Origin of the sequence: Sphingomonas rosea, from assembly GCF_039538065.1 — a bacterium.
GTDB lineage: Bacteria > Pseudomonadota > Alphaproteobacteria > Sphingomonadales > Sphingomonadaceae > Sphingomicrobium > Sphingomicrobium rosea.
On record NZ_BAABBR010000001.1, the window covers coordinates 1,637,216 to 1,663,344 of the forward strand.

Annotated in this window: 28 protein-coding genes and 1 riboswitch; of the genes, 11 read left to right on the plus strand and 17 right to left on the minus strand. The window is 68.3% G+C overall.

The window, feature by feature from the left end; all coding sequences use genetic code 11:
* Positions 1 to 67: 67 nt before the first annotated feature.
* Complete coding sequence (locus ABD693_RS08210) at positions 68 to 373, minus strand: glycine zipper 2TM domain-containing protein (protein ID WP_344696564.1); 306 nt, start codon at positions 371 to 373, stop codon at positions 68 to 70.
* A gap of 150 nt (positions 374 to 523) precedes the next feature.
* On the opposite strand from ABD693_RS08210, the gene ABD693_RS08215 reads away from it, so the two are divergent.
* The gene (locus tag ABD693_RS08215; RefSeq protein ID WP_344696566.1) at positions 524 to 1,114 is read left to right on the plus strand and encodes an SOS response-associated peptidase; all 591 of its coding nucleotides are present in this window, start codon (positions 524 to 526) and stop codon (positions 1,112 to 1,114) included.
* Between the two features lie 20 nt (positions 1,115 to 1,134).
* Positions 1,135 to 1,503 carry a hypothetical protein gene (locus ABD693_RS08220; protein WP_344696568.1) on the plus strand — a complete coding sequence of 123 codons (369 nt, stop codon included), beginning with the start codon at positions 1,135 to 1,137 and terminating at the stop codon, positions 1,501 to 1,503.
* Here the strand turns inward: ABD693_RS08220 and rsmD are convergent.
* The 6 genes from rsmD to ABD693_RS08250 form a co-directional block, all read right to left on the minus strand.
* Positions 1,493 to 2,032 carry a 16S rRNA (guanine(966)-N(2))-methyltransferase RsmD gene (gene rsmD / locus ABD693_RS08225; RefSeq protein ID WP_344696570.1) on the minus strand — a complete coding sequence of 180 codons (540 nt, stop codon included), beginning with the start codon at positions 2,030 to 2,032 and terminating at the stop codon, positions 1,493 to 1,495. The genes ABD693_RS08220 and rsmD overlap by 11 nt on opposite strands.
* 37 nt (positions 2,033 to 2,069) lie before the next feature.
* Entirely contained in the window at positions 2,070 to 2,984 is a 915-nt protein-coding gene (locus ABD693_RS08230; protein WP_344696572.1) for a TraB/GumN family protein, read from the minus strand.
* Positions 2,985 to 3,015: 31 nt separating this feature from the next.
* Positions 3,016 to 3,219, minus strand: coding sequence for a helix-turn-helix transcriptional regulator (locus ABD693_RS08235; RefSeq protein ID WP_344696574.1), 204 nt, complete (start codon positions 3,217 to 3,219; stop codon positions 3,016 to 3,018).
* Positions 3,216 to 3,716 carry a hypothetical protein gene (locus ABD693_RS08240; RefSeq protein WP_344696576.1) on the minus strand — a complete coding sequence of 167 codons (501 nt, stop codon included), beginning with the start codon at positions 3,714 to 3,716 and terminating at the stop codon, positions 3,216 to 3,218. The genes ABD693_RS08235 and ABD693_RS08240 overlap by 4 nt, the downstream gene beginning before the upstream one ends.
* A gap of 122 nt (positions 3,717 to 3,838) precedes the next feature.
* Positions 3,839 to 4,603 carry a TraB/GumN family protein gene (locus tag ABD693_RS08245; RefSeq protein ID WP_344696578.1) on the minus strand — a complete coding sequence of 255 codons (765 nt, stop codon included), beginning with the start codon at positions 4,601 to 4,603 and terminating at the stop codon, positions 3,839 to 3,841.
* 135 nt (positions 4,604 to 4,738) lie between these two features.
* Positions 4,739 to 5,626 carry a TraB/GumN family protein gene (locus ABD693_RS08250; protein WP_344696580.1) on the minus strand — a complete coding sequence of 296 codons (888 nt, stop codon included), beginning with the start codon at positions 5,624 to 5,626 and terminating at the stop codon, positions 4,739 to 4,741.
* Between the two features lie 87 nt (positions 5,627 to 5,713).
* Here ABD693_RS08250 and ABD693_RS08255 point away from each other — a divergent pair, with 87 nt between their 5' ends.
* Positions 5,714 to 6,589: a glycine--tRNA ligase subunit alpha gene (locus ABD693_RS08255; RefSeq protein WP_344696582.1), complete on the plus strand. Its 876-nt coding sequence runs from the start codon at positions 5,714 to 5,716 to the stop codon at positions 6,587 to 6,589.
* Positions 6,586 to 8,760, plus strand: a complete 2,175-nt coding sequence (gene glyS, locus ABD693_RS08260) for a glycine--tRNA ligase subunit beta (RefSeq protein ID WP_344696583.1) — start codon at positions 6,586 to 6,588, stop codon at positions 8,758 to 8,760. Before ABD693_RS08255 ends, glyS begins: the two co-directional genes overlap by 4 nt.
* Before the next feature lie 40 nt (positions 8,761 to 8,800).
* On the opposite strand, the gene ABD693_RS08265 is transcribed toward glyS, so the two are convergent.
* The 7 genes from ABD693_RS08265 to cpaB form a co-directional block, all read right to left on the minus strand.
* A complete protein-coding gene (locus tag ABD693_RS08265) occupies positions 8,801 to 9,166 on the minus strand; it encodes a hypothetical protein (protein ID WP_344696585.1) in 366 nt (121 codons plus the stop codon).
* Positions 9,167 to 9,280: 114 nt separating this feature from the next.
* Positions 9,281 to 10,285: a type II secretion system F family protein gene (locus tag ABD693_RS08270; protein ID WP_344696587.1), complete on the minus strand. Its 1,005-nt coding sequence runs from the start codon at positions 10,283 to 10,285 to the stop codon at positions 9,281 to 9,283.
* 14 nt (positions 10,286 to 10,299) lie between these two features.
* Positions 10,300 to 11,277 carry a type II secretion system F family protein gene (locus tag ABD693_RS08275; protein ID WP_344696589.1) on the minus strand — a complete coding sequence of 326 codons (978 nt, stop codon included), beginning with the start codon at positions 11,275 to 11,277 and terminating at the stop codon, positions 10,300 to 10,302.
* Between the two features lie 44 nt (positions 11,278 to 11,321).
* On the minus strand, positions 11,322 to 12,602 hold the full coding sequence (locus ABD693_RS08280; protein ID WP_344696590.1) for a pilus assembly protein CpaE: 1,281 nt from the start codon (positions 12,600 to 12,602) through the stop codon (positions 11,322 to 11,324).
* Positions 12,602 to 13,243 (minus strand): CpaD family pilus assembly protein, encoded by a 642-nt coding sequence (locus ABD693_RS08285; RefSeq protein WP_344696591.1) that lies wholly within the window; start codon positions 13,241 to 13,243, stop codon positions 12,602 to 12,604. Before ABD693_RS08285 ends, ABD693_RS08280 begins: the two co-directional genes overlap by 1 nt.
* A 23-nt stretch (positions 13,244 to 13,266) precedes the next feature.
* Positions 13,267 to 14,751, minus strand: a complete 1,485-nt coding sequence (locus ABD693_RS08290) for a type II and III secretion system protein family protein (protein WP_344696592.1) — start codon at positions 14,749 to 14,751, stop codon at positions 13,267 to 13,269.
* Position 14,752: 1 nt separating this feature from the next.
* Positions 14,753 to 15,823: a Flp pilus assembly protein CpaB gene (cpaB, locus tag ABD693_RS08295; RefSeq protein WP_344696593.1), complete on the minus strand. Its 1,071-nt coding sequence runs from the start codon at positions 15,821 to 15,823 to the stop codon at positions 14,753 to 14,755.
* 171 nt (positions 15,824 to 15,994) lie between these two features.
* Here cpaB and ABD693_RS08300 point away from each other — a divergent pair, with 171 nt between their 5' ends.
* Complete coding sequence (locus ABD693_RS08300; RefSeq protein WP_344696594.1) at positions 15,995 to 17,062, plus strand: NAD(P)/FAD-dependent oxidoreductase; 1,068 nt, start codon at positions 15,995 to 15,997, stop codon at positions 17,060 to 17,062.
* Here ABD693_RS08300 and rnhA read toward each other — a convergent pair.
* Positions 17,059 to 17,481 (minus strand): ribonuclease HI, encoded by a 423-nt coding sequence (gene rnhA / locus ABD693_RS08305; RefSeq protein WP_344697600.1) that lies wholly within the window; start codon positions 17,479 to 17,481, stop codon positions 17,059 to 17,061. The genes ABD693_RS08300 and rnhA overlap by 4 nt on opposite strands.
* A 32-nt stretch (positions 17,482 to 17,513) precedes the next feature.
* The gene (gene ispH, locus ABD693_RS08310; RefSeq protein WP_344696595.1) at positions 17,514 to 18,461 is read right to left on the minus strand and encodes a 4-hydroxy-3-methylbut-2-enyl diphosphate reductase; all 948 of its coding nucleotides are present in this window, start codon (positions 18,459 to 18,461) and stop codon (positions 17,514 to 17,516) included.
* Positions 18,462 to 18,520: 59 nt separating this feature from the next.
* Here ispH and ABD693_RS08315 point away from each other — a divergent pair, with 59 nt between their 5' ends.
* Complete coding sequence (locus ABD693_RS08315; RefSeq protein ID WP_344696596.1) at positions 18,521 to 19,174, plus strand: hypothetical protein; 654 nt, start codon at positions 18,521 to 18,523, stop codon at positions 19,172 to 19,174.
* Here the strand turns inward: ABD693_RS08315 and ABD693_RS08320 are convergent.
* Positions 19,171 to 20,424 (minus strand): vanadium-dependent haloperoxidase, encoded by a 1,254-nt coding sequence (locus tag ABD693_RS08320; protein ID WP_344696597.1) that lies wholly within the window; start codon positions 20,422 to 20,424, stop codon positions 19,171 to 19,173. The genes ABD693_RS08315 and ABD693_RS08320 overlap by 4 nt on opposite strands.
* A gap of 150 nt (positions 20,425 to 20,574) precedes the next feature.
* A riboswitch (glycine riboswitch) is annotated at positions 20,575 to 20,666 on the plus strand.
* Between the two features lie 166 nt (positions 20,667 to 20,832).
* Here ABD693_RS08320 and gcvT point away from each other — a divergent pair.
* The 5 genes from gcvT to gcvPB all read left to right on the plus strand — a co-directional run bounded on the left by gcvT (position 20,833) and on the right by gcvPB (position 26,129).
* On the plus strand, positions 20,833 to 21,945 hold the full coding sequence (gene gcvT / locus ABD693_RS08325) for a glycine cleavage system aminomethyltransferase GcvT (protein WP_344696598.1): 1,113 nt from the start codon (positions 20,833 to 20,835) through the stop codon (positions 21,943 to 21,945).
* Positions 21,942 to 22,313, plus strand: a complete 372-nt coding sequence (gene gcvH / locus ABD693_RS08330) for a glycine cleavage system protein GcvH (protein WP_344696599.1) — start codon at positions 21,942 to 21,944, stop codon at positions 22,311 to 22,313. Before gcvT ends, gcvH begins: the two co-directional genes overlap by 4 nt.
* A 100-nt stretch (positions 22,314 to 22,413) precedes the next feature.
* Complete coding sequence (locus ABD693_RS08335) at positions 22,414 to 23,157, plus strand: class I SAM-dependent methyltransferase (protein WP_344696600.1); 744 nt, start codon at positions 22,414 to 22,416, stop codon at positions 23,155 to 23,157.
* Positions 23,158 to 24,516, plus strand: coding sequence for an aminomethyl-transferring glycine dehydrogenase subunit GcvPA (gene gcvPA, locus ABD693_RS08340; protein WP_344696601.1), 1,359 nt, complete (start codon positions 23,158 to 23,160; stop codon positions 24,514 to 24,516).
* On the plus strand, positions 24,513 to 26,129 hold the full coding sequence (gcvPB, locus tag ABD693_RS08345) for an aminomethyl-transferring glycine dehydrogenase subunit GcvPB (RefSeq protein WP_344696602.1): 1,617 nt from the start codon (positions 24,513 to 24,515) through the stop codon (positions 26,127 to 26,129). The genes gcvPA and gcvPB overlap by 4 nt, the downstream gene beginning before the upstream one ends.

Sequence of the window (26,129 nt, forward strand, 5' to 3'; positions counted from 1 at the left end):
GCCACGAAGGCTACAGGGAGGTGTCTCATTGTGTCAATACACTAAGCTGGCTCGGCCAGCCGCCGGCTTAGCGGCAGACGTAGCGCTTGCGGCTGCGCTCGACCTCGCGGCCGAGGAGCGCGCCGGCAGCCGCGCCGACGATCGTGCCGGTCACGCGCGACCCGCGGGTGTCGATCGCGCGGCCGAGCAGCGCACCGCCGGCGGCGCCGACGATGAGGCCGGTGGTGCCGTTGTTCCGGCGGCAGCGCAGGCGGCCCTGGCCGTCATACCAGGTGCTGCCGTTGTAATAACGCTGGCGGGCTTCCGCGTGCGGGGCCATCATCACGGGAACCGTAAGGCTGGTGGCGGCAAGCGCCATGATCATCTTCCGCATCTCGTCTTCTCCTGTCTCGTTGCGGTTTCGCTGCATTCGTGTCTGGTCTTCCCAACCTGAACGGCCAAGCAATGACGCCACGAATTAAGCGAGGAATAAGACGTTAACGACGATGTGAGCCTGAAGGTCCGACGGAGTGTTATCTCACGCATGTGCAATCTCTATTCCATGACCGCGAGCGTCGACGAAATGAAGCGGCTGTTCGGCAGCTTCGAGGGCGAGACCAGCAACCTGCCGCCGTTCGCCGAAATCTATCCGAGCAAGCCCGCGCCGGTGCTTCGCCGGGCCGAGCATGGCGGCCTCAAGCTCGAGGTCATGGAATGGGGCTTTCCCGGTCCCGCCGCTGCGAAGGGCCGACCGGTGACCAATATCCGCAATCTCGCCAGCCCCTTCTGGCGCAGCGCGCTCAACCGCACCGACCGCCGCTGCATCGTGCCGGTGACTCGCTTTTGCGAATGGGAGGGGGAGAAGGGCTCGAAGCGCAAGGTCTGGTTCGGCCTCCACGAGGCGCATGACCCGCTGTTCGCCTTTGCCGGCCTGTGGCGCCCGGGGGAGGGCGGGGTCGGCTACATGGCCTTCCTCACCTGCGATCCCAACGCGACCGTCGGCGCGGTCCATCCCAAGGCGATGCCGGTGATGCTGCGCCCCGCCGATATTTCCCGCTGGCTCGATTCCGAGGCTGCGACCGCGTGCGAGCTTGCGGTCCCCTATGCCGATGCCGATATGCGTCGTCTGCCGTAACGAACATCAGGGGATCAGCCATGGCCAAGGACAAGAAAGCGAAGAAGGGCGACCAGCCCGGCGAGACCAAGGTCAAGAAGGCCAAGGCCAAGAAGGGCAAGGTCGCGAAGATCAAGGTCGCGGCCTCGAAGGTCCATCCGATGGAGGCGCTGTCGAAGCTCGCCGACCATCCGCTGGTGAGTGAACTGCTTGCCGCCGGCGCGCTCGCCGCCGTCGCCGCGGTGGCCGAGGCGGGGTCGAAGAGTCCCGGCGCGATCAAGTCCGCCGACAGCGCCAAGAAGGCGGGCAAGGCCGCCGCTGCCGCGATCGGTGCGCGCCTGCTGAGCGAATTCAACGCGGTCACCGGCGCCGCCAAGGACGCCAAGGCGAACCTTCCGGCTAAGAAGTAGGCCGCCGCAGGAGCGTGATGCGGGCCCGTCCCGTGTCGCGCTCCGCGTCAATCTCGAACGCCTCGGTCGCAACCCGCTCGCCGCGCTCGGTCTCGATCGCCAGCCAGCCGCCCGGCGCAAGCCAGCCGGCCTGTTCGACCGCCGCGCAGGCCGCCGTTCCCGAGCCCGCCGCATAAGGCGGATCGGCGAGGATCAGGTCATAGGGCGCGCGGGCGGGCAGCTTGAGCGCGCTGGTCGCGATCAGTTCGATCTCGGCCCCGAGTTTGTCGGCATTGGCCTTGATCGCGCCCCGCGCCGCGGCATCGGTCTCGACCAGCGTCGCATGCCCGGCGCCTCGCGACAGTGCTTCCAGTCCAAGCGCGCCGCTACCCGCGAACAGGTCCGCCACCCGCAGATCCTCAAAGCTCCCGAGCCGGCTCAGCAGCATCGAGAACAGCGTTTCGCGCGTCCGGTCGGCGGTCGGGCGGGTGTGCAGGGACGGGGGCGCCACCAACGGACGCCCCCGCCATTTGCCGGCGATGATCCTCATGGCGCGCGCCTAGACGGCAATCGCGCGGGGCGAAAGCTCAGTACTTCACCCGCTCGGTCTTGACCCCGGTCTTGGCCAGCTGGTCCTGGACGCTGCCCTTGCCCGCAAGGTGGCCCGCGCCGACCGCCACGAACACCGTGCCCGGCTCCTTCAGCCGGTTCTCGATCCACTTGGCCCAGTTTTCGTTGCGGCCGGTCAGCAGGAGCCGGTGCATGGCCGGGCTCTGGTTCTCGGTCTCGTTCATCATCGCCGCCAGCCCGTCCGAATCGCCGTCGTTCCAGGCCTTGGTCATGCGCGCGAAGGTCTTCTCCATGTCGCCGAAGGTTGCCGCGGTATATTCGAGCATCTTGACCTGCTCGGGCTCGGGCAGCTGATCGAACAGCTGCATCTGATATTCGACCGTCTCTAGCTGATCGACCGGCTTGCCCGCGGCCTTGGCGGCCTCGGTGATGACGGCTTCGGCGCCCTGCTCGCCGGTCTTGCCGACCTTCTGCATGCCGAGCGCGGCGAGCATCATCGAGGCGGCGAACGGCTTCATCGGTTCGACCATCGCGGTGGTGCCCCCGACACTCTTGAGCGCCGCCTCGAGATCCTTGCGGCCCTTCTCGCTCAATTTCGACGAGAGCGGTTTGCCGTCGGTGGCCATCCAGTATTTCTGGACGAGCGGCGCCATCGCCATCGGATTTTCCGGCTTCACGATCTCGAAATAGACCTTGCTCGAGCGGTCGAACGCGGCCTTCACCTCGTCGTTGAACCAGTCGGTCTTCCCGTCGAGCGCGTGGAAGGTGCCGAACAGATAGATGGTCGTATCCTTGTCCTTGACGACCCACAGGGCCGGATCGGTATCCGGAAGCTTCGCCGCCGCCGCGGCCGGCGCTGCCGCCTGGGCCAGCGCGGGCGGTGCCAGCAGGAAGGAAGCAGCGAGAATGACGGTCTTGAGTGTCTTGCGCATGATGGTCTCCTGTTGAGTAGATCTTGGGTCGTCAGTCATTGTCGTGCCCGTCGTCGAAAATGCGCTCGATCGGCATTTCGAAGAGCCGCGAAAGCTTGAAGGCAAGCGGAAGGCTGGGATCGTACTTTCCGGTTTCGATGGCGTTGACGGCCTGTCGCGACACGCCGAGCTGGGCGCCGAGGTCGGCCTGGCTCCACCCGCGTTCGGCCCGAAGCACGCGCAGGCGATTGTTCACGCCACCTCCCCGGCGTCGAGTTCGCCCGGGTCGACCTGCCAGGCGAGCGCGGCGGTGGGGAGCAGGCTGGTGGTGAGGAAGGCGCCCCAGAAGACGGCATTCCAATGATCCCAGCTGCGCGGCGTCCACCAGCCGAACTGCGACGCGAGCCCCAGGTACATGATGGCGAGGACGACCAGCACCGCCAGCACCGGATAGGCCCCAACCATCGCGCGCTGGCGCAGGCTTCGGTCATATTCGTCGAGCTTCGCGGTCGGCTCGGCGGTGACGCGGTTGAGCTGGCTTCCGGCGAGCAACGCGGCGCAGGCGATGGCCGCGACCACCATCAACAGGCCGGTCAGCTGCACCACGAAGGTGTCCGGGCCGAGGAGCCGCAGCAGGCAGCCTGCGGGGTAAAGGGCAAGCGCGGCGATCACCAGCTGCCGGATCGACCGAAGCGAGCGCGGCTTGCCCGAGGGATTGTCGAGGGTGGCGTAGAAGATCATGGCGGCCTGCACCTTCGCTATTGTCAGGTGTAAATGACGTTATGTCATGTTCGCCTTACATAAGTGCGATTCGTGGCTTAGTCAAGTTACCCTGACACAAGGTCATGGATGGCTGACACTGCCCGTCGACCGGGTCAGTTGATGCGGGCGCTCCGGATCCCCTGCGCGGCGAGCTTTTCCTGCACGCTGTCCTCGCCGACGAGGTGACCAGTGCCCACCGCCACGAAGACGATGCCGGGCGTCGCGAGCCGCGCCTTGATCCACTCGGCCCAATGCGCGTTCCGTTCGGCGAACAGGGTGCGGTAGGTGTCGGGCGACTGCCGCCGCACCTCGCCGACGACCGCCGCGATGAGGCTCGTGTCGCCGGCATTCCAGCCGTCCATCATCCGCTGGAGAAAGGGCGCGATCTGCGGGTCGGGCGCCGGAGCGGCGACCACGGCGCCGGCGCTGGCCGCAGGCCGGGCGGGCGAGGGCAGGGCACGAAACATCTCGAGCTGCTGGCCGAAGTCCTCGAGCCCGATCGTCGGCTTGCCCGATGCGGCCGCGGCGCGGCTCAGCACCTGGTCGGCCCCGAGCTCGACCCGCATGCCGAGGTCGCGCGCGACGCTCACCGTCACCTTGGCCGCGTCCAGCGCGCCGCTGCTGGCCTGCGCCGGTCGCGGCAAGGCGGCCGGCACGATCGTCTCCAGCACCAGCGTGTCCGAGGCGTCGAAGGCGCGCTTCACCGTCCGGTCGAACCAGGCCGCCTTGCCGTCGTGCGTGTGGATCGTCCCGAACAGGAAGATGGTCGTGTCGGCATCGTTGACGACCCACAGGGCCGGCATCGCCGATGGCGCCGCGGCGGGCGCCGTCTGGCCGATCGCGGGGGTCGGCCCCGCGGCGCCGAGCAGCGCGGCCAATGTGAATCCGAAGCACCGCCGGACCGCGTAGGCCCGCCACCTTCCACTCATTCGCGACCCCCCAGCCGCCGTTTGCCGGAGAGGAGTGTCGCTAGCGCCTAGCCCCCTGTCAACGCGTTGAAGCCAGTGAGAAAATCACTGGACGCGCGTGACTTTCAGGCCACGCTTCTGGAGCATCGTCTGGACCGAATAGGGACCTGCGAGATGGCCCGCGCCGACCGCGATCATGACCGTGCCGGGCTGTGCCATCCGCTGCTGGATCCAGCGCGACCAGTTCTCGTTGCGGCGCTTGAGCAGCATCTCGGTCAGCATCGGGCTTTCGCTCATCTCGCTGTTGAAGGTCGCCGCGATCGCCTTGACGTCGCCGCGCGACCAGGCCGCCAGCATCCCGTCGAACTGCTTGCGCACCTCTTCCGGCCGTTCGAGCGCGCCTTCGAGGAGGTTGCGCTGCGCCGCCTCGGGCAGGACGTCGAAGAAGCCCAATTGCTCGGCATTGGTCTCGAGCTGCCCGATCGGCTTGCCGGCCGCGGCGAACTTCTGCTTGAGGACCGTTTCGACCCCGTCGGCCTGGTTGAGCCCGGCCGAATTGAACTGTGGACCGAGCAGCATCATCGCCGCCGCCCAGGTCTCCAGCCGGTCCATCCCCGCCGCCATCGGGCCCGCCTTGGCCAGCATCGCGGCCATCGCCGGTCGCTTGTCCGCCGACACGCGGTCGATCAGCCTTGGCAGCCCCGGCGAGATGGCGAGCTTGTTGAAGTCGGCGGCGAAGCTCTGCGGGTTCTTCTCGTCGACGATGGTCTCGACGATCAGCCCCTGGCTCTGGTCCGCCGCCTTCTCGAGCGCGGCGCTCCGCCACGGATAATTGCGCGGCAGGAGGTGGATCGTCCCGAACAGATAGATGGTCGTGTCGCGGTCCGACACCTTCCACAGCGCCGGTCGCGGCGCCGGGACCCTGGCTTCGACCGCACCCGCACTCAGCAAGCCGAGCGCGGCGAGCCCCTTCACCAACCAGCCGAACGCCATTCACTCACTCCCGCGGATCATTCACTCGCCACGCCATGTAGGGTGCCGCTTGCTCCGCTGCCAGCATGCCGACTATGGCCGCGCCCCATGACGCAAGCATCGCCGCTGAGCTTCCAGGACCTGATCCTGACCCTTCACCATTACTGGTCGGAGCGCGGCTGCCTGATCCTCCAGCCCTACGACATGGAGATGGGGGCGGGCACCTTTCACCCCGCGACCGTACTGCGCGCGCTGGGCCCCGACCCGTGGAAGTGCGCCTATGTCCAGCCCTGTCGCCGCCCGACCGACGGCCGCTACGGCGAGAATCCCAATCGCCTCGGCGCTTATTACCAGTATCAGGTGATGCTGAAGCCGAGCCCGCCCGACCTCCAGCAGCTCTATCTCGACAGCCTGGTGGCGATCGGCATCGACCTCACGAAGCACGACATCCGCTTCGTCGAGGACGACTGGGAAAGCCCGACCCTGGGTGCCTGGGGCCTCGGCTGGGAAGTCTGGTGCGACGGGATGGAGGTGACGCAGTTCACCTATTTCCAGCAGGTCGGCGGGTTCGACTGCACCCCGGTCGCGGGCGAACTCACCTACGGGCTCGAGCGGCTGGCGATGTACATCCAGGGCGTCGACAACGTCTACGACCTCAAGTTCAACAACGAGGGCGTGACCTACGGCGAAGTGTTTCTCGCCAACGAGCAGCAGATGAGCGAGTATAATTTCGAGGTCGCCGGGACCGAGCGGCTGTTCGACGCCTTTCGCAAGGCCTCGGACGAGTGCCAGAACTGCCTCGACCGCAAGCTCGCCATCCCCGCCTACGAACAGGCGATCAAGGCCAGCCACATCTTCAACACGCTGCAGGCCCGCGGCGTCATCTCGGTCGCGGAGCGCCAGGCCTATATCGGCCGCGTCCGCGACCTCGCCAAGGCGGCCTGCGCGGCCTGGCTCGATGCCCGCCAGGAGAAAGCGGCATGAGCGACCTGCCCCACCGCGACCACGCGCCGCTCGATCCCGTGCCGCACACGCCGACGACGGCCGACTTCCTCCTCGAACTGCGCTCGGAGGAAATCCCCGCGCGGATGCAGGCCAAGGCGCGCAACGACCTTGCCCGCCTGTTCGCCGAGGAACTGGCGAACGCCGACCTCGAAGCGAGCAGCATCGAGACTTTCGCCACGCCTCGTCGCTTCGGACTAGTTGCCCGGGCCTTACCTCTCGAAACCCCCGAGATGACGATCGAATTCAAGGGGCCGCGAGTCGGAGCGCCTGAGCAGGCGATTGAAGGCTTTCTTAAGAAAAATGGCCTCACCCGGGACCAACTCTACGATCGAAGTGGGGTCTACTTCGCTGAGAGGATTGCCACAGGGCGGCCTACCTCGAACGTTCTGGCGTTCGCGATCGAGCGGATCGTCCGTGCCTTCCCCTGGCCCAAGTCGATGCGCTGGGGCGCGGCCTCGGCCAGCACCGCCTCGCTCCGCTGGGTCCGGCCGCTGCAGGGCATCGTCGCGCTGCTCGGTGACGCGCTCGTCCCCGTGGATATCGACGGCGTCGAGGCTTCGGCCACCACCACCGGCCACCGTTTCCATCACCCAGGCCCGATCACCATCGGCAGCGCGGCGGACTATGCCGAGAAGCTGCGCCTCTGCCACGTCATCGTCGATCCCGACGAGCGCGCCGCGATCATTCGTGACCGCGCGCAGGCGCTCGCGTCCGAGGCTGGCCTCACTCTGGTCGAGGACGAGGGCCTCGTCGCCGAAAACGCCGGCCTCACCGAATGGCCGGTGCCGCTGCTCGGCCGCTTCGACGCCGATTATCTCGACGTGCCGCCCGAAGTCATCCAGCTCACCGCGCGCACCAACCAGAAGTATTTCGTGCTGAAGGACGAGACCGGCGCGCTCGCCCCCGCCTTCATCTGCACCGCCAACATCGAGGCGAGCGACGGCGGCGCCGCCATCGTCGCGGGCAACCAGCGCGTCCTCGCCGCGCGCCTCAGCGACGCCCGCTTCTTCTACGAACAGGACGTCAAGGTCCCGCTCGACGAGCAGGCGGCGAAGCTCGGGTCAATCGTCTTCCACGAGAAGCTCGGCACGCTCGCCGACAAGGTGCAGCGCGTCGCCGACCTCGCCGAATGGCTTGCCATCGAGGCGATCGTGCCCGGCTGCGACCCCGACCACGCCCGCCGCGCCGCCGAGCTCTGCAAGGCCGATCTCGTCACCGGCATGGTCGGCGAGTTCCCCGAATTGCAGGGCCTGATCGGCGGCTATCTGGCCGAAGCCCAGGGCGAGCCCAAGGCCGTCGCCGAGGCGATCCGCGACCATTACAAGCCGGTGGGCCAGGGCGACGACGTCCCCACCGCGCCCGTCACCGTCGCCGTGGCGCTCGCCGACAAGCTCGACACGCTTCGCCAGTTCTTCGATGCGGGAATGCCGCCGACGGGGAGCAAGGATCCGTTTGCGCTCCGCCGTGCGGCGCTCGGCGCCATCCAGATCGTCACCGCCAACGGCCTGCGGCTGCCGATCGCGTCGGGAGACTTGCTCGACTTCTTCGCCGACCGCCTCAAGGTCCAGCAGCGCGAGGCGGGCGTCCGCCACGACCTGATCGACGCGATCTTCGCGCTGGGCGGCGAGGACGACCTCGTCCGGCTGCTCGCCCGCGTGACCGCGTTGCAGGGCTTCGTCGAGGGCGGGGAGGGGGGCAATCTTCTCGCGGGCTACAAGCGCGCCGCGAACATCCTCAAGAAGGAGAATTGGGACCTGCCGCGCGTCCTCGCCTCACCGGGCGAGCAGGCGATCCCGCAGACCGGCGAGGAGGATCCGCTGTCCGAGGTCGACCAAGCCCCGGGACTCGCGGCCTCGATCGCAAGCCAGGCGCATGGTTCCGACCTGCCGCCCGATGCGCCGGCGGCCGAGCGCGCGCTGGTGATGGTGCTCGATGAGGCCGAGCCGCGCGCCGCCAAGGCTGTGGAGGCCGAGGATTTCGGCGCCGCCATGGCCGCGCTCGCTTCGCTGCGCGGACCGATCGACGCCTTCTTCGAGGAGGTCACGGTCAACGATCCCGACCCCGCGGTCCGCCGCCGCCGCCTCAACCTCCTCGCCCGCTTCAAGAATGCGGTGCACGGGGTGGCGGACTTCTCGAAGATCGAGGGCTAAAGAAAACCCCCTCCCGCAAGGCGGAAGGGGGTCAATTCACTTACCGGCGATCGCCATCGAGCGGGCGGCGGTCGTAATCGTCCGGAACGCCGTCACGGTCGAGATCGCGGCGGACGCCGCGGTCCTCGACATAGGGATCGCGCGCCGCGACCGGAGCGACGGTCGGACGATTGCGGAGTTCTTCCTCGCGGCGGGCGTCACGCTCGCGCCACTCCTGCTCCTGCGTCGTCCAGTGGGTCTCGCGCTCCTTGAGGCGGGTGTCGAGCGCTTTGCGCTGCGTCAGCTCCTCGTTGTAGCGGGTCTTCCACTTGCGGCGTCCGCCGCTGGTCGCCCACATGCCGACCAACAGGCCAAGCACGAACACCAGGCCGAGGATCACCCACTGGTCGGTGGTAAATTCGGTCATCACGTCCCTCATCGTTTTATCGCGTCTGCGTAACGATGACAGACGAAAAGGGCGGCCGATGGTTCCCCATCGACCGCCCTCGTGCCCGGCCCACTCCGGAACTTTTTGGCGGTTTTACTTGCCGCCGCCGCCGATCACGCTGTCGCTGATCGAGCAGGCCGCGGGGCCAAGGATCACGACGAACAGCACCGGCAGAATGAAGAGAATGAGCGGAACGGTCATGATCGCCGGCAGGCGCGCGGCCTTTTCCTCGGCGCGCATCATGCGCTCGTTGCGGAATTCGGCCGAGAGGACGCGCAGCGCCGATGCCAGCGGCGTACCGTATTTCTCGGTCTGGATCATGGTCGTGACCACCCCGCGCACCGCTTCGAGGTCGACGCGCTGGGCGAGGTTGTCGAACGCCATGCGCCGCTCGTTGAGGAAGCCCAGCTCGATCGCGGTCAGGCCGAACTCGTCGCCGAGCTCCGGATAGGCCTTGCCCAGTTCGCGCGCGACACGGCCGAAGGCGGCGTCGACGGTGAGACCCGCCTCGGCGCAGATGACCAGCAGGTCGAGCGCGTCGGGGAGGCCCTTGCGGATCGCGGCGCTGCGCTTGTTGATCCGGTTCTTGAGCCACAGGTCCGGCGCCTTGTAGCTGCCGATCAGGGTGACGGCGACGAGCGCATAGCGCTTGAAGGCGCCCCAGTCGGGGAAGGCGTCCATCACGTAGACCGCGACGATTGCGAAGCCGCCCAGCATCACCGGCATGACCAGCCGGCCGAAGATGATGAAGAAGGCGAGGTCCTTGGTCCGGATGCCGGCCTGGAGCAGTTTGCCCTGGATCGACTGGAGCTGCGAATCCTGAATGAGCTTGAAACTCGACAGGATGCCGCGGACCTTGTCGGCCGCCTCGTTCTTGTTGGTGAGCTTCTTGCGCTTGTTGGTCGAGGCGACGATACCCGCCTTGAGCTGCTCGCGCCGCTCGTTGAGCGCCTTGACGCGCCGCGCCATCGGATCGCGCGCGGTGGTCGCGGCGTAGATGGCGACGAGGACCGCCATGGTGGCGACCGCGGTCAGCAGGGTCGCGACCCAGATGACGTCGACGCCGAGGAGAGTAGGCCCGGAGGCTACGGGTGCCATGGTTCTTTACGCCCCTAGATCTCGAAGTTGACCATCTTGGCCATGATGGCGACGCCGATGCCCATCCAGACGAGGGCGCCAATGCCGGCGACGATGAGGCGCTGCTCGACGAAGAAGCCGCCCATGTAGTTGGGGTTGAGCAGGTAGACGAGCGTGAACACGATGAAGGGCAGGGCGCCGACGATCATCGCCGAGGCCTTGGCTTCCGAGCTCATCGCCTTGATCTTGAGCTTCATCTGCGCGCGCTTGCGGAGCACGTCGGCAAGGTTGCTGAGCGTTTCCGCCAGGTTGCCGCCGGTCTCGCGCTGGATCGCCAGCGTGATGACGAAGAACTGGAATTCGGGCGTGCCGAGGCGGTCGGCGGTGTCTTGGAGCGCCGATTCCATCGTCCGGCCGATCTTCATCTTGTCGCCGACGGTGCGGAATTCGAAGCCGACCGGGCCGGGGAGTTCCCCACCGACGACGCTCAGCGTCTCGGTGATCGGAAGGCCCGAGCGCAGGCCGCGGACCATCAGCTCGATCGCGTCGGGGAAGTTGGCGTTGAAGCTCTTCAACCGGCGCGTGATCATCTTGCTGACGACGAAGTGCGGCAGGCCGATCCCGAGGAACAGGCCGAACAGCAGCGACAGCATCACCGGCGCGCCCTTGAAGAGCATGCCGCCCGCCACCAGCACCACGATCCCCGCGCTGACCATCGCATAGCGGCCGAGCGTGATGTTCTTGCCGGTCCGCTCGAGACGCTGCCGCATGATCGCGGGCTTGGGCACCAGCGTCGAGAAGAAGCCTTCGACCCTGCCACTCTGGTTCTTGGCAAAGAGCTTGCGGATCTGGGCATTGGCGTTGGCCGCCAGATTGCCCTCGGCATGCCGCTCCTTGATCAGTTCGAGGCGGCGCTTGGTCGCCTTGCCGGCGCTCGGGCCGGAGAAGGCGAAGACGCCAAGCGCGAGCGTTCCGAAGAGGCCCAGGCCAAGCAGCAGAAGCATCATCGACATTCGCCGTTCCTCAAACTCGTTCGATCAATCGGGTGACGACCGCCTCAGGCGGCCGCCGCCGCCTTGGGGTTCTTGGCCAGCATCGACTTCAGGCTGTCGACGATGTTCTTGCTGCCGCCCGAAGCCGCCGGCTTGCCGAGGTCGGCCGCGCCGTCCTCGGTCGCATGGCTCAGCACCATGTTGCACAGCTGGGTGTAGGGCGCCGCCGACTTGCCGCTGGCGATTTCCGCGACCGGCTTGCCGAGCTTGGCGGCCTGCGCGGCGGTCTTGCCGTCCTCGCCGATCACGATGTCGACCTTGCGTTCGATCGACTGCTCGAAGTCCTTGCGGCTGATCTCCAGCGCGCCGCCCGAGGGGACCCGGTTGGCGACCACGATGACCTTGGTCTGCGGCGCGTTGCTCTTGAGCCAGGCGAGGATCCGGATCGTGTCGCGGGTCGCCGCCAGCGTCAGCTCGCTCACCACCACCGCCACATGGGCATCGTGCACCATGTGCGGATACTGGATCAGCATGTGGCGCGGGAGGTCGCAGACCGTCGATTCGAACGCGTTGCGCATCTCTTCCTGGAGCTGGAAGAACGCGGTGCCGTCGGTGATCAGCGGCGTGTTGATCGGCGCCTCGGCCGACAGGACCGAGAGCCGCTCGTTGCAGCGGACCATGGCGCGCTCGATGAACAGGCCGTCGATGCGGCTCGGGTTCTCGATCGCGTCGGTGAGGCCGCGGCCGGGTTCGAGGTCGAGCGCCAGCGCACCGGTGCCGAAGTGGATGTCGAGGTCGAGGAGCGCGGTCGAACGCTGCGCGCGCGAGCCGAGCATCCAGGCGAGGCTGGTCGCCACGGTCGAGGCCCCGACGCCGCCGCGCACGCCGACCACCGCCGCCATGACGTGCGGCTTGTCGGCCTGCGCCTCGCCCCGCGGACCCGACAGGATCATCTGGGCATTGGCGAAGGTGTCACGCAGCTGGTCGACGTTGAACGGCTTGAGCAGATAGTCGTGGATACCGCTCGCGAGGAGGTCGCGATAGAGGCGCACGTCGTTGACGGCACCGGCGGCGATCACGATCGTGCCCGGCTCGCAGACTTCCGCCAGCGCGTTGATGTCGTTCAGCGGATCGGCCGACTCGCTGAGGTCGACGAACAGGATGTTCGGGGACGCCGAGACCGACAGGGACTGGACCGCGTTGCGCAGCCCGCCCTTGTTGACCTTCTCCGGGCTCCAGCCGTGCTCGACCGCGACCGGACGCAGCATGTCGGCGGTCGCATCGTCGCAGACGAAGGCGGTGAAGGGATCACGCAAGCCCGCGCGGGCCTGGAAAGGGGCGTTCATCAATTGCCTCCCGACGACTTGGTGTTGATGTCCATGAGACCCTTTTCACCGGTCGGCTTCTGCGAACGGTAGGACTCGATGGCGCGGGTGCCGGTGCGCGGGTCGATGACGCCGGCGTCGCGGCCGCTGACGAGGTCGTTCGGATTGGCGACCATGGCCGCGAGGTTCGCGTTCACGCCGCAGCCGAAGTTGCTCATCAGCTCGTTATTGTAGTTGGGATTGCTCGGCCGCGACCAGTTAGGGCAGCCCGGCACGTCGGCGCGGGTACGGCTGACGACCACGCGCACGGCACCCGGCGGGATCGCCCCGGCGGTGACCGGCGCGCCGTCGGAGACCAGCAGGCCGTAGCGGCCCGCGACCCGGGCGACGTCGGCGCGGGCGGCACCGGCGTAGGGGCCGTCCACCGTGACCGTGTCTCCGTAGCCGAGGACGAGCCCGCGGAACCAGCCGTCGAGGCGCGCGGCCTCGGTCGGATCGAGGTTGCCGCCCGGCGCGGCCGCATCGAAGGTGTAGTCGGCGCGGCTCACCACGGGGGTGTTGACCGCCGCCAGCCCGCGGGCCGGTTCGTCGACCCCGCGATGGACCTGGCACCCGGCCAGCGCGGCCGAGGCGAGGAGCAGGAAGGAAAGCTTGTTCGTCATGGGAACGTCCTTGGGCTCGGAGGTCACAGCTTGAAGCCGGGGGCGGCGACGGGCGCCGGAGCGGCCGTCACGGCGGTGCTGGCACCGGCGCCGACGGCCATGCCGGGGCGCGGGGCGATCGCGACCGGGCGCGGACCCGACACACCGTTGAAGGTCTGGCCCTCGAAGGTGCTCGTGCCGTCGCGCGGCGTGCGATAGCCATCGACCGGGGTCGCGAGCTGCCCGTTCACCGGCCGCACCAGGTACGGCGTGACGATGATCACCAGCTCGGTCTCCGACTTGCGGAAGTTCTTCGAGCGGAACAGCGTGCCGAGGATCGGCAGGTCGCCGAGGAACGGCGCCTTCTCGATCGAATTGGCGTTCGAGGCGCGCAGCAGGCCGGCGAGCATGAAGCTCTGGCCCGAGCCGAGCTCGACCGTCGTCTCGGCGCGGCGGGTGGTCAGCGCGGGAACCTCGAAGCCGTTGAGGCGGAGGCTGCCCTCGTTGCTGAGCTCGCTCACTTCGGGGCGGACGCGCATCGAGATCCGGCCATCGGCCAGCACGATCGGCGTGAAGGCGAGGCCCACGCCATATTGCTTGTACTCGATCGTGATCGCACCGCCGACACCCTGGCTGACCGGGATCGGGAACTCGCCGCCGGCGAGGAAGCTGGCGGTTTCGCCCGACAGGGCCGTCAGGTTCGGCTCGGCCAGCGTGGTGACGAGACCGTCGGTCTCGGCGAGCTGGAGGCGGCCGATGATGTCGAGGCCCAAGATGTTCTTCCTGAGGCCCAGCGTGGTGCCCAGCGCGCCGCGGATGATCTTGCCCGCGTCGTTGCCGTTGGTCGTGTCGCCGCTGCCGACCGGCGGGATGTAGATCCCGTCGCCCTGCGCGATCGAGAAGCCGCTGTTGTTGCCGCCGAGCAGGTTGAACCCGACCTGCTTGAGCACCGAACGGTTCACTTCGGCGATCTTGACCTTGAGCGTGACCTGGAGCGGCACCGCGGTGCGCAGCCGACTGACCACCTGCGTTCCCTCGCCGACATAGGCCTGGACGAGGCGGGCGGCCTCGGCGGCGTCGTCGGGCGACGCCACGGTGCCGGTCAGCAGCACGAGGTTGTTCATCGGGGTCGCCTGGACCGCGGCCTCGGGCATCGCCATCCGCAGCATCTCGTCGACCGAGCTGATGTTGTTCCCGACCCGGACGTTGGCGGCATAGACCACCCGGCCCGACTTGTCGGTCGCATACACCGTCGTCTCGCCCCGGGCCTTGCCGAAGATGTAGAGCTGGTTCGACGAGCGGACCTGGACGTCGGCGATCGCGTCGTTGGCGACGAACAGGTCGCTCATCGGCGCCGACAGCCGCACCATGGTGCCGGTGTTCTGCGAGAGGTTGAGGGTCTCCGACGGACGCGCGGCCATCGGCTGCGCGGCGGCGGGGGTGGCGGCCAGGCTCAGCGTCGAGACGCCGAGGGCCAGGGCGGCGAAGGCCGAAGCCACTCCGCCCTTGCGATTGATAACCTTGCTCATGTTAGCGAGCCCCCACTGGAACGAAGCTGACGTTGTTGCCGCGGGCGACACGGACCACCGGTCCGCTCGGTGCGGCGTTGGCCGACTGCCCCCCCGGGTAGCCACGGCCGCCACCAGACAGGTTGCGGCTCATTTCGCGCAGTGCCTCGGCGCCCTGCTGGGCCGCGGCCAGCGTCGGGCTGACGCCTTCCTTGGCCGGCACGGTGCGGCGCTGGAAGCGCGACACGTCGCCGCCGGTGGCATAGGTCGGGGTCGAGTCGATCGGCTGGTTGGCGATCTGCAGCAGCATCTTGCGCTCGTCCGCCGGATTGGTGCCCGCCGGGACCTTGACCTGGCCGCTGGCGACCATCCGTTCGAGGTCGGCGCTGTTGTCGGCCAGGCTGCGGAGCGCGAGGCTCAGCTGGCCGAGGCTCTGCGCCACCGCGATCTTCTCGGCGATCTTCGGCGTCACCTCGAGGGTCACGTTGGCGAAGCTCTTGACGACCGGCTTGCCGTCCTCGCCCTTGCTGTCGGTGCGCTGGTCGGTGGCGAGCACGCGCAGGTTGCGGATGATCGTCTCGGAGACCTTGAGCGGGGGACCGTCGCCGCCGCCCGTGACCGACTGGGTCAGGACCATGTCGACCCGGTCGCCCGGGAAGATGAAGCCCGCCACGCTGGTCGAGTCGGTGACCGGAACGGTGATGGCGCGCATGCCCGGGCTCAGCGCCGCGGCGAGGAAGCCGCGGTCCTGCGGGCCGACGAGCGTGCCGCGGGTCAGCGGCTGGCCGGCGGTGATGGCGTTGCGCACCACCATGCCGATCAGCTTGCTCGCGTCCGCGTCCGGCGCACCGTCCGTGTAATAGGCGCTCTGCATGAGCTCCTGCGGCCAGGGCTGGAAGGTGAAGCTCTCCGCGTCGACGATCGTGCCGACGGGGAGGGGCTTCTTGGCCACCAGAATCTTCGGACCCTGCGGAACCGCGGCCGCCTGGGCCTCGGGCGCCGAGGCACCGGTGAACATATTCTTGGCCATCACGGCCGTCACCGCCGCAATCAGCAGCGCTCCAACCAGCAGCGCGATCTTCTTCACATCCATGGCGACTTCCGCCCCTTCCTCGACTTGGCGTAGGAAAAACTTCGAACGCCGCACTGATCGGCCAAAATGGTTAAGATATGGTTCGGCGAACCTTGGCCTTCGTGTGTCCGTTCACCGACATAAGGCAGAGACTGGACGAAAGGCCTTTCGAAGACGTAACCGCCGCGACGAATGACAAAGGTCGATATCCTGATCGTCGGCGGCGGGATCGCCGGGGCCGGCCTCGCCGCCGCGCTGGGTGACGGGCGGACTATCCTGTTGATCGAGGCCGAGGATCAGCCGGGCTATCATTCGACCGGCCGGTCGGCGGCCTTCTGGCACGAGGGCTATGGCGGGCCGCTGGTCGCCCCCTTGTCGCGCGCCAGCCGGTCGATGCTCGAGGCAGGCGGCTACCTTGCCCCGCGCGGCGCGATCCACCTCGCGCGCGACGACATGGCCGTCGAACTGGTCGACGGCGTCGTCGCTACCCCGCTTGATCGATCCGATCTGGAGGAGCGCTTAAATGGGCTCCGGCCCTCCTGGACCCACGGCGCCTATGAGCCGGGCCTCGCCGACATCGACGTCGCGCGGCTCCACGCCGACCAGCTCGCCGCCGCCCGCCGCGCCGGGACCGAGGTTCGCCCCCGCAGCCGTCTCGTCGGCGCGATCCGGCAGGGCAGCGCCTGGGCAGTCGCGCTCGAAGACGGAAGCCGGATCACCGCCGACCTCATCGTCGATGCCGCCGGCGCCTGGGGCGATGCGGTCGCCCGCGCCTGCGGCGTCGCTCCCCTCGGCCTGTCCCCCAAGCGCCGGACGATGGTCCAGCTGCGGGTCGACCGCGACGGCCTGCGCGACCTGCCCCTCGTCATTGGCGCCGACGAGAGCTTCTACTTCAAGGGCGCGGGCGACCGCTCGTTGTGGCTCAGCCCGCATGACGAGATCGACGGCGAGCCGTGCGATGCCGCGCCCGAGGAGATCGACGTCGCCACCGCCATCCACCGCTTCGGCGAAGTCGTCGACTGGCGCATCGAGGCCGTCGAGCGGCGCTGGGCGGGCCTTCGCACCTTCACCCCCGACCGCGTCCCCGCGATCGGCTTCGACCCGGACGAGCCCGGTTTCTTCTGGTGCGTGGGGCAGGGGGGTTTCGGGATCCAGACCGCGCCCGCCGCCGCGCAGCTCGGCGCCGCGCTGATCCTCGGGTCGGGCGACATTCCGGCCGGGGTCGATCCGGCCACCTACGACCCGGCCCGCTTGCGCTAGGCCCGGACCGTCGCCGCCGCCGCGCAGGCAAGCTGGTCGGCGCGTTCGTTCTCGGCATGGCCGGCGTGGCCCTTGACCCACTTCCACTCGATCCGGTGCCGCTCGGTCGCCTCGCACAGGGCCTGCCACAGCTCGGCATTCTTGACCGGCTTCTTGTCGCTCGTCCGCCAGCCGTTGCGGCGCCAGTTGTGGACCCACTTGGTGATGCCGTCGCGGACATACATGCTGTCGGTCGAGAGCGTGACGTGACACGGCCGGGTGAGCGCGTTCAGCCCCTCGATCGCGGCCATGAGTTCCATCCGGTTGTTGGTCGAGGGATTCTCGGCCCCCGACAATTCCTTCTCGCGCGCACCCATTCGGATGAGGACGCCCCAGCCGCCCGGGCCCGGATTGCCCTTGCAGGCGCCGTCGGTGAACATCTCGACCTTCGGGAGGTCGACGGGATCCGGCTTCACGCGACCAGTTCGCGCGGCAGCTTGAAGGTCAGTCCCTCGGGAACGTGCTCGGCTTCCTCGGTCGTCAGGAGGAACCGCTCGCTCAGCGCCTCGATCACCTCGTCGACCAGCACTTCGGGCGCGCTCGCCCCGGCGGTCAGCCCGATCGCCTTGGGCTTGCCCAGCCACTCCCAGTCGATCTCGACCGCGCGCTGGATGAGCCGCGCCGGCACCCCTTCGCGCTCGGCGACTTCGGCCAGCCGCAGCGAGTTCGAACTGTTCGGCGCGCCGATCACCAGCATCTTCTCGACCTTGGGCACGATCGCCTTGACCGCCGCCTGCCGGTTCGAGGTCGCGTAGCAGATGTCCTCGCCGCGCGGCGCCTTGATCGCCGGGAAGCGCTCGTGAAGCGCCGCGACGATCGCAGCCGTATCGTCGACCGACAGCGTCGTCTGGGTGAGGAAGGCGAGGTTCTCGGGATCGGGGACGCTGAGCGTCGCCACATCCTCCTCGGTCTCGACCAGGGTCATCGCGCCCGCCGGCACCTGCCCGAAGGTGCCGATCACCTCGGGATGTCCGGCATGGCCGATGAACACGATATGCCGCCCGGCCTCGATCAGCCGCTGCGCCTGGCGGTGCACCTTGCTGACCAGCGGACAGGTCGCGTCGAGATAATCGAGCCCGCGGTCGCGCGCCTCGGCCGGCACCGTCTTGGGCACGCCATGCGCCGAGAAGACCACCGGCACGCCGTCGGGCACCTCGCTCACTTCTTTGACGAAGACCGCGCCCATCGCCTTCAGCCGGTCGACCACATATTTGTTGTGGACGATTTCGTGGCGGACATAGACCGGCGCGCCGTAGCGCTCGAGCGCGAGCTCGACGATCCGGATGGCGCGCTCCACGCCGGCGCAGAAACCGCGCGGCGCAGCGATGATCAGGTGGGCGGGCGTAAGGCCTTCGAGCATGGCGGCCATGTAAGCCATCGCTTGCTAGGAGAGAAGGGCCTTCCTATGAGCCTTGTCCCATGACGAAGTCGCTTGCTCGCCTCAAGGCGCCCGCCGCCACCGCCCTCATCGCTCTGGCGCTCGCCGGCTGCTCGAACGGCCCGCGCATCGCCGACGGCGGGGTCTACGTGACCCGCACCGGCTGCCCGCAGGTCGCGATTCCCGCCGCGACCGGTGACGTCACCCTGTTCGATCCCGCGACCAGCCGCGACAGCCGCGCGATCGACGTGGTCGCCACCATCACCAACCTGCGCTCGCAATGCGGCGAGGACGCACAGAACGTCGTCAGCACCGCGACCTTCGACGTCGTCGCGACCCGCCGCGATGCCGGCCCCGCGCGCCAGGTCGTGCTGCCCTTCTTCGCCGTCGCGGTGCAGGGCGGGACCAACCTCGTCGCCAAGAAGGTCGGCGCGGTGGCGCTCAACTTCCCGGCCGGTTCGCAGCGCGCGCAGACCAACAGCCAGGCGACCGTCCGCGTGCTCCGCTCGGCAGTGGCGCTCCCGGCCGACATCCAGCGCGAGCTGACCCGCGAGCGCAAGCCCGGGGACGCCGACGCCGCGGTCGATCCGCTGACCGATCCGCGGATCCGCTCGGCCGTCGCCAATGCGACCTTCGAGCAGCTCGTCGGCTTCCAGCTGACCCCCGACCAGCTCCGCTACAACGCCACCCGCTAGGAGGCGGGCCGGACCTCGGCCGCCGGCAACGGTTGCAGCACGCGCTCGAGCCCGAGCCTTGCAACCTTGCGCCCCATCGCCTCGCCCGCCTCGTTGCTGAAGCGGTAGTGGACGCCGCCCAGCGTCCGCGAGAAGCTGACCTGCCGCGCCCACTCGTCCCAGTCGGGGGTCACCTGCACCGCCGAGGTGCCGAGCGAGCCGCTTGCGATCCGGACGCCCCAGGCCGGCTTCTTTCCGCCGAGCGCGGTCATTAGCTCGGCGGTCGCACCGGCACCGATGCAGTGGCCGCACGGATATTCGGGATGCATCGGCGTATTGATGAGCGGCACCCACCCGGAATCCATGCTCGTCGCGGGGTTATCGTCCTTGTCGGCATTGCGGATCGCGGTGATCGGCCGCCAGAAATTATAGTGGAGCTTGCCGTCCGCCATCGCCATCCCGGCGTCGTCCCCGACCATGTCGTAGAGGGCGAAGGCGCGGGCATTGTCGACCAGCCGCCGCCCCTGCTGGTCCATCATCTCCCTGAGCGCCGGCATTTCGTCGCTGTTGATGCGGTAGCGCGCCATCAGTGTCTGGGTCGACGTCCGCTCCTTGCTGTTCATCGCGCCGAGTCGGCGCACTTCCTCGAGGTCCGTGGCGTAGCGGGCACTGGTGAGCGCCGGCGGGGCAGGGGGCCTCACTTCGCTCGCGCTCGTCAGGATCCATGGCCGGTAGGCGACCGTGTAGGGACCGAGCACGGGCAGGGCGGTCGGCACCCATTGGCCGGGCGTGGTCAGCGGCCGATAGTCGGCCTGCTTCACCCTGGCATCGATATCGGGGAGCGCGAGCACGGCGGCGGCCGCCTGCTTGCCGATCGCGATGGCGTCGGCCTTGGCCTGCCCCTCCGCCACTCCCGCCAACGCGAGATCATAGCTTTCCTGCACCGCGGTCCTGTTGCCGGGCGCGAGCCTGAGCAGGACTTCGGTCGCCGCGGTCATTGCCGCGGTTTGCTGGTCTGCGGCAGCCGATCCGACGGGCATTCCGACATAGCTCTTGTAGCGATGGTCGATCGCGTTCAGCGCCTCGAACATGGCGAGTGCGACCTTGGTCTCGCTATGGTCGCCCTGGCCGTCGCGGATCATGGTCAACTGGCCCTGAGGCGGTCGGTCGGGCAGCGCCTTGCGAGCGAAATCCATCCATTCGCAGATGGTGTCGGCGCGCACCGGCATCGCCGCGCCGAGCGCGAGCGTGGTGGCAAGCAGCAGCTTCATGTGACGCATCGATCAATCCCCCTGACAATGCGCGCCGGAGCCTATCACAGCACGGCCCGAAGTGTAATCTTCACCCCTGGCCTCAAGGCGCGTTGACTTGGGGGACGCCCCCTCTAGAGCCGGAGCCAGCCAGTCCGGCGGCAACGCCGGGCGACTCGCGCGGGAGAGGCCCTGGCTCGACCAGGGCGCCGAAGGAGCAACCGCCCCCGGAATCTCTCAGGCAAAAGGACCGCGCGTTGGTCGAGGCTGTCTGGAAAGTGCTGCGGCTCCGGTCGTGGCCGCCGAAGGGGTAACCCCGGGTCACCGGGGGAAAGCTCTCAGGTCCAAAGCGACAGACGGGGGTTCGTGCGCTTTTTCCGCGAGTCGCAATGGCGACGAGGGGGAGGGCCGAACCTTTCGGAGCTTGCCTTGGCCGACGTCCCCGACACCGAACTTGCCACCTTGCCCCTCGATGCCTGGCATCGCGCCCGTAACGGCCGGATGGTGCCCTTCGCGGGCTATCACATGCCCGTCCAATATGAGGGCATCATCGCCGAGCACCGCTGGACGCGGAGCCACGCCGGCCTGTTCGACGTCAGCCACATGGGCCAGCTTATCGTGCCGCTCGACGCGACCGCGACGCTCGAGACGTTGCTTCCCGGCGATCTGCAGGCGATGAGCGAGGCGCGGCCGAAATACAGCCTGCTTCTCAACCCGACAGGCGGGATCGTCGACGACCTGATGATCACGAAGCGGCCCGACGGCTGGTATCTGGTGGTCAACGGCGCGACCAAGCATGGCGACATGGACGTGCTCCGCGCCGCCGGTCTCGCCTTCACCTATCTCGCCGACCAGGCGCTGCTCGCGCTGCAGGGCCCCGATGCGGTGGCAGTGATTGCGGCCCACGCGCCGGGCGTGTCGGAACTCGGCTTCATGCAGGCCGGTGCCTTCGACCTCGGCGGGGTCCAGGCGTGGATCAGCCGCTCGGGCTACACCGGCGAGGACGGGGTCGAGATCTCGATCCCGGCGTCCGCCGCCGATGCGATCGCCGACCTTCTCCTTGCCGACGAGCGGGTCCGCCCGATCGGTCTTGGCGCGCGCGACTCGCTCCGGCTCGAAGCCGGCCTTCCGCTCTACGGCCACGACCTTGACGAGACGACCACGCCGGTCGCCGCCGACCTCCTGTTCGCGATCAACAAGCGTCGCCGCGCCGAGGGCGGGTTCGCCGGGTCCGACCGCATCCTCGCCGAGCTCGAGCAGGGCGCGATCACCAGGCGCGTCGGCTTCACCGTCGAGGGGCGCCAGCCGGTCCGTGAGGGTGCCCGCATCCTCGACGTCGAGGGCAATGAGGTCGGCCGGGTCACAAGCGGTGGCTTCTCGCCGAGCCTCGAAGCGCCGATCGGCATGGGCTATGTCGCGACCCATCTCGCCGAGCCCGGCACCGCCCTCACTCTCGAGCAGCGCGGCAAGCTCTTCAGCGCCGCCGTCGCCAGGCTTCCGTTCGTTCCGCACAATTACCATCGCAAGGGGAAAACCGCATGAGCCTCCACTTCACCAAGGAACACGAGTGGATCCGCGTCGAGGGCGACACCGCCACCGTCGGGATCACCGACCATGCGCAGAGCCAGCTCGGCGACATCGTCTTCGCCGAGGCACCCGAGGCCGGCAAGCAGCTGACCAAGGGCGGCGACGCCGCGGTGGTCGAATCGGTCAAGGCGGCGAGCGACGTCTACGCCCCCGCAAGCGGTGAAGTCGTCGAAGCCAATCCGGCGATCGCCGACGACCCCTCGGTCATCAATACCGATCCCGAGGGCGAAGGCTGGTTCTTCAAGCTCCGCCTGTCAAACCCGTCCGAGCTCGACGGCCTGATGGACGAAGCCGCCTACCGCGCCTGGGTCGAGACGCTTTGAGCCTTTCCCCAACCTCGTTCGCCCTGAGCGAAGTCGAAGGGCGCTGGCGCAAGCGTGCTTCGACTTCGCTCAGCACGAACGATGGGTTGGGGTGCTTCGCATGACCACCATCCTCTCCACCTCCGACTGGAACGCGGCCGACTATGCCCGCTACGGCGGCTTCGTCCCCGCGCTCGGCCAGGCCGCGCTAGAGCTCCTCGCCCCGCAGCCGGGCGAGAGCATCCTCGACGTCGGCTGCGGCGACGGCACGCTGACGCTCAAGATCAAGGACGCCGGCGCCGAGGTGGTGGGGATCGACAACAATCTGTCGATGATCGGTTCGGCGCGGGCCAAGGGGCTCGACGCCCGGCTGATGGACGTCGCCGATCTGCGCTTTTCCGAAGCCTTCGACGCCGCTTTCTCGAACGCCACCCTCCACTGGGTGCTCGACAAGCAGCGCGCCGCCCGCGCCATCTGGTTCGCGCTCAAGCCCGGCGGCCGTTTCGTCGGCGAGATGGGTGGCGCGGGCAATCTCGCCACGCTTCGCCGGCACCTCGATGACGAGCTCGTCGCCCGAGGCTTCGGCCCGCCGACCTATGCCGCCAACTGGTATCCGACGCCCGAGGAATTCACCGAGCTCTACGAAAGCGTCGGTTTCCGCGACGTCGATGCCGAGCTGATCGACCGACCGACCGAACTCGAGCATGGCGTCGAGGGCTGGGTTCTCGCCTTCCGCAAGGGGTGGCTCGACCGTGCCGAGGTTCCGCAGGATCAACGCCCCGCCATCGCCGCCGCCGTCGCCCGCCGCCACGGCAACCCCACCGCCGATTACGTCCGTCTCCGCTTCACCATGAGAAAGCCCTAGATGCGCTACTTGCCGCTCTCCGATGCCGATCGTTCGGCGATGCTCGACACGATCGGCGTCGCCCACGTCGACGAGCTGTTCCGCGACGTCCCGGAAGAGGCCCGTCTCGACGGCCCGATCCGCGACCTTCCGCTGCATGCCAGCGAGCTCCAGGTCGAGCGCCACCTGTCGGCGCTCGCACGCAAGAACGTGCCCGCGGGCGAGGTGCCCTTCTTCCTTGGCTGCGGCGCCTACAAGCACCATGTCCCCGCCAGTGTCGATCACCTGATCCAGCGCGGCGAATTCCTGACCGCCTACACGCCCTACCAGCCCGAGATCGCGCAAGGCACGCTCCAGGTCCTGTTCGAATTCCAGAGCCAGGTCGCGCGCCTGATGGGCTGCGAGGTTGCCAACGCCTCGATGTACGACGGCTCGACCGCCTGCTGGGAAGCGATCGGCATGGCCCGCCGCATCAGCCGCAAGGCCAAGACCCTCATCTCGAGCGGCCTTCACCCGCATTACGTCTCGGTCTGCAAGACCATGGCGAAGTTCACTGGCGACACGCTCGAGACGGCAGCACCCGAACTCTCGCCCACGACCGACCTCGACGATCTCGCCGCGCGCATCGACGGCGAGACCAGCGCGGTCGTCGTCCAGTATCCCGACATCCTCGGCCGCGTCGCCGACCTGCAGCCGCTCGCCGACGCCGCGCACGCCAAGGGCGCGCTGCTGATCGTCGTCGTGACCGAGCCTGTCGCCCTCGGCCTCCTCAAGAGCCCGGGCGAGATGGGCGCCGACATCGTGGTCGGCGAAGGCCAGTCGATCGGCGTCGGCCTCAATTTCGGCGGCCCCTATGTCGGCCTGTTCGCCTGCCGCGAAAAGCATATCCGCCAGATGCCCGGCCGGATCGCGGGCGAGACCATCGACGCCGACGGCAAGCGCGGCTTCGTCCTCACCCTCTCGACCCGCGAGCAGCACATCCGGCGCGAGAAGGCGACCAGCAACATCTGTACCAACTCGGGGCTGTGCGCGCTGGCCTTCTCGATCCACATGACCCTGCTCGGCGAGAAGGGGCTGCGCCAACTGGCCGAGCTCAACCACGCCAGGGCGCGGGTCGCCGCCGACAAGCTCGCCGCCATCCCCGGCGTCAGGCTGGTGAACGACCTCTTCTTCAACGAATTCACCCTCGAGCTTCCGGTCGAGGCCCGCCCGGCGGTTCACCGGATGGTCGAGCGCGGCGTGCTCGGCGGGGTGTCGCTCGGCCGGCTCTACCCGGACGAGGCGTCCCTTTCGAACGGGCTGGTCGTGGCGGTCACCGAAACCGCGACCGACGAGGATATCGATGCGCTGGCGAAGGCGCTGACGGAGGCAGTCAAGTGACCATCAACCAGAGCGGCTGGAAGCCCACCACCCCTGTCGCCGGCGCGACCGATACCGGCACCGTCACCGGCAACCGCGCGCTGATGCTCGAGGAAGCGCTGATCTTCGAGATCGGCGACACCCAGACCACCGGCGTCGACATCGCCCCCGCCGACAAGTCCACGGGCGGAATCGCGTCGCTGCTCCGGTCGGACCCGATCGGCCTTCCCGGTCTCAGCGAGCCCGAGACCGTCCGTCACTACACCCGCCTGTCGCGCCAGAATTACGCGATCGACCTCGGCCTGTTTCCGCTCGGTTCGTGCACGATGAAGCACAATCCGCGCCTGAACGAGAAGATGGCCCGGCTTCCGGGCTTCGCCGACATCCACCCGCTCGCCCCGCGCGAGACGGTGCAGGGCGCGCTCGAGCTCATCAACGAACTCGCCTTCTGGCTGATCGACCTGACCGGCATGCACGGCGTCGCGATGAGCCCCAAGGCGGGCGCCCACGGAGAGCTGTGCGGGATCCTGTGCATCCGGGCCGCGCTCGAGGCACGCGGGGACGCGCGCTCGGTGGTGCTGGTGCCCGAGAGCGCGCACGGCACCAATCCCGCGACGGCGGCCTTCGCCGGCTACAAGGTCGAGAACATCCCCGCCACGCCGGAAGGCCGGGTCGATCTCGAGGCGCTGAAGGCGCGCCTCGGCCCCGACGTCGCCGCGGTGATGATCACCAACCCCAACACCTGCGGCCTGTTCGAGCCCGACATGAAGGCGATCAGCGACGCGGTCCATGCGGCGGGCGGCTTCGTCTATTGCGACGGCGCCAACTTCAACGCGATTGTCGGCAAGGTCCGTCCGGGCGATCTCGGCGTCGACGCGATGCACATCAACCTTCACAAGACCTTCTCGACCCCGCACGGCGGCGGCGGTCCGGGCTCGGGCCCGGTGGTCCTGTCGGAAGCGCTCTCGCCCTTCGCCCCGCTGCCCTACACCGCGCGGACCGCCGACGGCGTCGTCCACCTGATCGAGGAAGAACAGGCCGACGCCTTCGCCGAGGAGCATTTCGGCGGAAAGCTGCAGAGCTTCGGCCGAATGACCGCCTTCCACGGGCAGATGGGCATGTTCACCCGCGCCTTGAGCTACATCCTCAGCCACGGTGCCGATGGCCTCAAGCAGGTGGCCGAGGACGCGGTCCTCAACGCCAACTACATCCTGCGCAGCCTCGAGGACGTGCTCGACGCGCCCTTCGCCCATTCGGGTCCCTGCATGCACGAAGCCCTGTTCAGCGATAAGGGCTTCGCCGACGGCGTCTCGACCCTCGACCTCGCCAAGGCGCTGATCGACGAGGGCTTCCACCCGATGACCATGTATTTCCCGCTGGTCGTCCACGGGGCGATGCTGGTCGAACCCACCGAGACCGAGAGCAAGGCCGCGCTCGACCAGTTCATCATGGCGCTGCGCTCGGTCGCCGAACGCTGCAAGGAAGGCGACGAGAGCCTCAAGTCCGCACCGCACCATGCGCCGCGCCGCCGCCTCGACGAGACGCTCGCGGCAAGGAAGCCCGTCGTCGCGTGGAAGGAGCCGGTGCCCGCCGCCGCCGAGGCCCCGACCCCGAGCGAAGTCGGAGACCGCTGA